This window comes from Novimethylophilus sp. (assembly GCF_036504375.1).
Taxonomy (GTDB): domain Bacteria; phylum Pseudomonadota; class Gammaproteobacteria; order Burkholderiales; family Methylophilaceae; genus Novimethylophilus.
This window is the reverse complement of the sequence record NZ_DASXVH010000042.1, coordinates 20899-27176: the sequence shown is the minus strand read 5'-3', so window position 1 is coordinate 27176 and position 6278 is coordinate 20899. Positions and strand designations below refer to the sequence as shown.

Genomic DNA, 6278 nt, shown 5'->3' with positions numbered 1-6278 from the left:
CAGCGCCAAGGTCGAATACGGCAAGTTTACCGAAGGCGACCGCTATGCGCTGTTGCCGGTGGCCGATACCGTCGCCGGCAATCGCGCCAGGGTCCGCAATACCGACAAGCTCTGGCTGACGGTTATGTATACCTTCTAGCGTCTCGACGATTTTTTGCACCGCACATGCACCACCCGTAAGCACGACGTGGTGCATGTGCACCGCTTCCAAGCGCACTCAGTCCTGATTCAATCGTACATTTACAATATGTGGTTGATTTATAAAATAAAAATATATGGCACGAGGCTTGCTAGAGGGGAGTTGAAAATTGCGACCCAAGAAAAACCAGCTTTAAATTGTGCCTATTTGGTGCGTCAGGTCAGCGATTCAGGGATTTGAGAAACAGAGGAGCCAGTATGAAAAAGATGAAGCTAGTAATGGTCGGCAACGGCATGGCCGGGATGCGGACCCTCGAAGAGTTGCTTAAGATAAGCCCCGATCTGTATGAGATTACCGTATTCGGCGCCGAGCCGCATCCGAACTACAACCGCATTCTGCTTTCTCCTGTCCTGGCGGGCGAGCAAACCATCAACGATATCATTCTGAACAGCCGCGAATGGTATGCCGAGAACGGTATCACCCTGCACACCGGCAAGAAGATTACCAAGATCGACCGCGTCAAGCGCATGGTCATTGCTGAAGACGGTACCACGGCGGAGTACGACCGCCTGCTACTGGCGACCGGTTCCGATCCGTTCATCTTGCCGGTACCGGGCAACGACCTCGAAGGCGTGATCGGCTTCCGCGATATCAAGGACGTGGACACGATGATAGAGGCATCCTCCATGCACAAGCATGCGGTCGTTATCGGCGGCGGCCTGCTGGGCCTGGAAGCCGCCAACGGCCTGGCGATACGCGGCATGGACGTGACCGTGGTGCATATCCACGGCTGGCTGATGGAGCGCCAGCTGGACCATGTGGCGGGCAAAATGCTGCAAAAGTCGCTCGAAGAAAAAGGCCTCAAGTTCCTGCTGGAAAAACATACCGAGCAGCTGGTCGGCGAGAACGGCCGCGTCAAGGCGGTGCGTTTCAAGGACGGCCAGGAAGTGCCGGCCGATATCGTGGTCATGGCCGTGGGCATACGCCCCAACATCGACCTTGCCAAATCCGCGGGCATTTATTGCAACCGCGGCATTGTCGTCAACGACACCATGCAGACCTACGATCCGCGCATTTATGCGGTAGGCGAGTGCGTGGCGCATCGCAACACGACTTACGGCCTGGTTGCTCCCCTGTTTGAAATGGGCAAGGTGTGCGCCACGCACCTTGCCAACTTCGGTATCGGCCGCTACACCGGTTCGGTGACTTCGACCAAGCTCAAGGTCACCGGCATCGACCTGTTCTCGGCAGGCGATTTCAGCGGCGGCGAAGATACCGAAGAAATTGTTTTGCACGATGCGGTCGGCGGCGTCTACAAGAAGCTGGTGATTAAAGACGATAAAATCGTCGGCAGCGTGCTATACGGCGACACTGTCGACGGCGGCTGGTATTTCCAGCTGCTGCGCGACGGCAAGAGTATTGCGGAAGTGCGCGATCACCTGATGTTCGGTCAATCCAGCCTGGGCAATACCGGTCATGCCGGCCAGAACAAGGCGGCGGCGATGACCGACGACATGGAAGTCTGCGGCTGCAACGGCGTATGCAAGGGCACCATCGTCAAGGCCATCAAGGAAAAGGGCCTGTTTACGCTGGACGACGTGCGCAAGAACACCAAGGCCTCGGCCTCGTGCGGCTCCTGTACCGGGCTGGTGGAGCAGATTCTCGCTTCCACGCTGGGTGGGGGTTATGCGCCGCAGTCCACCTCGCGTCCTATGTGCGGCTGTACCGACAAGACGCACGAGGAAGTGCGCCAGATCATCCGCGAGCAGAAGCTGCTCAACATTCCCGAAGCGATGGCGTTCATGGACTGGCATACGCCCAACGGCTGCGCGAGCTGCCGTCCCGCGCTCAACTATTATCTGATTTCCACCTGGCCGCACGAGGCCGAGGACGATCCGCAGTCGCGCTTCATCAACGAGCGCGCGCACGCCAACATCCAGAAGGACGGCACTTATTCGGTGATCCCGCGCATGTACGGCGGCATTACGTCCCCGGATCAACTGCGCAAGATCGCCGACGTTGCCGACAAGTACGCGATCCCGATGGTGAAGGTCACCGGCGGCCAGCGCATCGACCTCTTGGGCGTCAAGAAGGACGACCTGCCCAAGGTGTGGGCCGACCTCGACATGCCGTCCGGTTATGCCTATGGCAAGGCGCTGCGCACCGTGAAGACCTGCGTCGGTTCTGAGTTCTGCCGCTTCGGCACGCAGGATTCGACGCGCATGGGCGTCGAGCTGGAGCGCGCTTTCGACCATATGTGGGCGCCGCACAAGGTCAAGCTTGCGGTGTCCGGCTGCCCGCGCAACTGCGCCGAATCTGGCATCAAGGACGTCGGCATCATCGGCGTCGATTCCGGCTGGGAAATCTATGTCGGCGGCAACGGCGGCATCAAGACCGAGGTGGCGCAGTTCCTGTGCAAGGTGGAAACGCATGAGCAGGTGCTGGAGTACTCCGGCGCCTTCATCCAGCTCTACCGCGAAGAGGCGCGCTACCTCGACCGCACCGTGCACTGGATCGAGCGCGTCGGCCTGGAGTACGTCAAGAAGCACATCGTCGAAGACGCCGAAGGCCGCCGTGCACTCTACGAGCGGCTGCTCTATGCGGTGCAGGGGACGCCAGACCCATGGGCGCAACGCACCGTCCAGGGCGAGGCGCGCCGCGAGTTCGAGCCGATCAGCGTTTGATTGCCCGGCATAGCATAGTGGTGCGTACGAATAGCGTACGCACCACGGTCAGTTGAAGTTTCTGAGAGGATTAATCATGCAAAGCAGTTTCTGGCAAGCCGGCCACAGGCCGACCTTATTCGCTTCGTTCCTGTATTTCGATTTGAGCTTCATGGTGTGGGTGCTGCTGGGCCCATTGGCGGTGCAGATTTCCTCCGATTTGCACCTGACGCCGGCGCAGAAGGGCCTGATGGTCGCGACCCCGGTGCTTTCCGGGGCGCTGCTGCGTATCGTGATGGGCGTGCTGGTCGACCACTTGCAGCCGAAGAAGGCCGGCCTGATCGGCCAGGTTATCGTGCTGGCGGCGCTGCTGTTCGCGTGGTTGCATGGGATTCACAGCTATCAGCAGACCTTGCTGCTGGGCGTATTCCTCGGCGTCGCCGGTGCGGCGTTCGCAGTGGCGCTGCCGCTGGCTTCGCGCTGGTATCCGCCCGAGCATCAGGGTACCGCGCTCGGGATCGCCGGCGCCGGCAACTCGGGTACCGCGCTGGCCGCGCTGTTTGCGCCTGGTCTCGCGGTGGCATACGGCTGGAATAACGTGTTCGGTCTCGCGCTCATTCCGCTGGCGTTCGCCCTGGTGGTCTATGCGATTTTTGCCAAGGATAGTCCGGACGCGCCACCTTCCAAGTCGCTGCACCAGTACCTCAACGTGCTCAAGGACAAGGATGCCTGGTGGTTCATGTTCTTCTACAGCGTCACTTTCGGCGGTTTCGTCGGCCTGGCGTCGTCGCTGACGATTTATTTCCACGACCAGTATGGCCTGTCGCCCGTAGTTTCAGGCTATTTCACCGCGGCCTGCGTATTTGCCGGTTCGCTGGTGCGGCCGGTAGGCGGCAATGTGGCCGACCGCATCGGCGGCATTCGCACCTTGCTGGTTATGTATACCTGCGCGGCCACGTTCCTGTTCATTCTCAGTTTCGGATTGGCACAGCCGCTCATCGGTCTGGCCGTAGTCGTGGCGGCAATGCTGTCGCTGGGGATGGGCAACGGTGCGGTGTTCCAGCTGGTGCCGCAGCGCTTCCGCAAGGAAATCGGCGTGATGACCGGCCTGGTCGGCATGGCGGGAGGCGTCGGCGGTTTTTACCTGGCATCCAGCCTCGGCTATTCCAGGCAAGTTACTGGCAGCTACCAGGCCGGCCTGATGATTTTTGCCGGGCTCGCGATCCTGGCGATGATGGGCCTCTCCAGTGTCAAGATGCGCTGGCGCACCACCTGGGGTTCGGTCACGGCGACGACTGCCAAGGTTTGACCTGATCAATAAAAGAATAGTGTTTCTGCGGGCCGCCGTGGATTAAGCTTTCGATATGGTGCTACAGATTACAACCGGCCAGGCCAGTCATGCCGGCCCACGCGAACGCAACGAGGATTATTGCGGTGTGGTGACGCCGCAGGACGAGCAGTTATCGACCAAGGGCGCGTTGCTGGCCGTGGCCGACGGCGTGAGCGGCAACGCCGGGGGGCGCGAGGCGGCGGAAATGACCGTGCGCGGCGTGCTTTCCGATTACTACGCGACGCCGGATACCTGGGAAACCATCGCCGCACTCGACAAGGTATTATCCGCGATCAACCGCTGGATATTGTCCCAGGCCGGCAGCCACCGCGACATGGCAGGCATGGCGACCACGCTGTCGCTGCTGGTGCTGCGCGGCAAGCATTTCACGCTGGCGCACGTCGGCGACAGCCGCGTCTATCGATTACGCGACGGCAATTTGCAGCAGCTCACCACCGATCACGTATGGGACAGGCCCGACATGCGCCATGTGCTCAAGCGTGCGGTCGGGCTGGACCAGCAGCTGCTGGTGGATTATGCCGAAGGCGAACTGCAGGCCGGCGACGTGTTCGCGCTGATGAGCGACGGCGTGTGGGACCGGCTGGGGCACAAGGAACTCCATGCAATCCTGAGCCTGTACCAGAACCCGCAAATGGCCGCGGACGACCTGGTGAACAGGGCGCTGGCACAGGGCGGGCAGGACAACGCCACGGCGCTGCTGGCGCGTATCGACAAGCCGGGCGAGGAAAATTTCTCCGATTTGCTGGCGGCAGCCAGGCGCCTGGGCCTGCCGCCGCGGCTCAAGCCGGGAGAGCAGCTGGATTGCTTCGAAGTGCTGGAACTGCTGCACGAGTCGCGGGCCAGTTTGCTGTATAAGGTAAAAAACCTGACCAACGGCCAGGTTTGCGTGCTGAAAACATTGCAGCCGCTGCTGGCGGAAGATAGCGAAAGCTGCAACGCCTTGCTCAACGAGGAATGGCTCGGCAAGCGCGTGGTGGCGCATTATTTCCCGCAGGTGCTGCCGGTGTCGCCGGAGCGGCGCAGCTGTTTGTATTACGTGATGAGCTGGCACGCCGGTGCGACTCTGCAACGGAAGCTGGACAGCGGCCAGCATTTTTCGGCGGTCGACGTGGCCGGCATCGGCATCCGGCTGGCCAAGGGCCTGGGCGCGCTGCACCGGCTCAACATCGTGCATCGCGATATCAAGCCGGCCAACCTGCACCAGGGCGACGACGGCAAATTGCGCATCCTCGACCTGGGTGTCGCGATGAGTCCAGGCACCAGCGGGGTGCGGCCGGGTGGCAATCCGGGCACGCCCAGTTTTGTGGCGCCGGAACTGTTCACCGGCGCAAGCGCCACGCCGCAGAGCGATCTCTACAGCGCCGGAGTGACGCTGTATCATCTGCTTACCAGACGCTACCCTTACGGCGAGATCGAACCGTTCCAGCACCCGCGCTTTGGCGCGCCCGTCGCCCCGACCCGATACCGCCCCGATATTCCGCAGTGGCTGGAAAATATCGTGCTGAAAGCGGTGGCGAGCGATCCCAAGGCGCGTTTCGAAACCGCGGAGGAAATGCTGCTGGCGCTGGAAATCGGCGAACGCAGGCCGGTGCTGCCACCGCCGCGCACGCCGCTGGCGGGCCGCATGCAAGGCTGGCACTGGGTTGCCGCGATATCGGTGCTGATGAATTTGCTGTTGATTTATCTGCTGGTGGTTTCAAAAATAAAATAGTGGTCAAGAAGTACCTGTGAGGGGATGCGGAAAGTCCGCAGTAAAGTTTCCGCGGTTATTGTGTTGAATTTGATGAAATCGGAGTCACGATGAGCAATTGGATCAGGATCGCCAATCTGGAAGAGATTCCGCGCCTGGGTGCGCGGGTGGTGAAACAGGCCGGCGGCGATATAGCCGTATTCCGCACCGCGGATGACAAGGTGTTCGCGCTGCACGACAAATGTCCGCATAAGGGCGGCCCGCTGTCGCAGGGTATCGTCCACGGAGAAAAGGTCACCTGCCCGCTGCACGGCTGGAATATCGGCCTGAACGACGGCCGTGCGGTCGAGCCGGACGTCGGGCATACCGCCTGCATAGGCGTGAAAACGGAAAACGGTGAAGTGTTCCTGAATATCTGATTTGGATATCCGGCCC

4 protein-coding genes are annotated in these 6278 nt (G+C 60.8%); all 4 read left to right on the top strand.

Features of this window, described 5'->3' with window-relative positions; genetic code table 11:
- Window positions 1-396 precede the first annotated feature (396 nt).
- The 4 genes from nirB to nirD all read left to right on the top strand — a co-directional run bounded on the left by nirB (window position 397) and on the right by nirD (window position 6262).
- Window positions 397-2823 carry a nitrite reductase large subunit NirB gene (gene nirB, locus VGK14_RS06105; RefSeq protein WP_331508059.1) on the top strand — a complete coding sequence of 809 codons (2427 nt, stop codon included), beginning with the start codon at window positions 397-399 and terminating at the stop codon, window positions 2821-2823.
- A gap of 76 nt (window positions 2824-2899) precedes the next feature.
- Entirely contained in the window at window positions 2900-4111 is a 1212-nt protein-coding gene (locus VGK14_RS06100; protein ID WP_331508058.1) for a nitrate/nitrite transporter, read from the top strand.
- Window positions 4112-4166: 55 nt separating this feature from the next.
- A complete protein-coding gene (locus VGK14_RS06095) occupies window positions 4167-5864 on the top strand; it encodes a bifunctional protein-serine/threonine kinase/phosphatase (protein ID WP_331508057.1) in 1698 nt (565 codons plus the stop codon).
- Between the two features lie 89 nt (window positions 5865-5953).
- Window positions 5954-6262, top strand: coding sequence for a nitrite reductase small subunit NirD (gene nirD / locus VGK14_RS06090; RefSeq protein ID WP_331508056.1), 309 nt, complete (start codon window positions 5954-5956; stop codon window positions 6260-6262).
- Window positions 6263-6278: the final 16 nt, after the last annotated feature.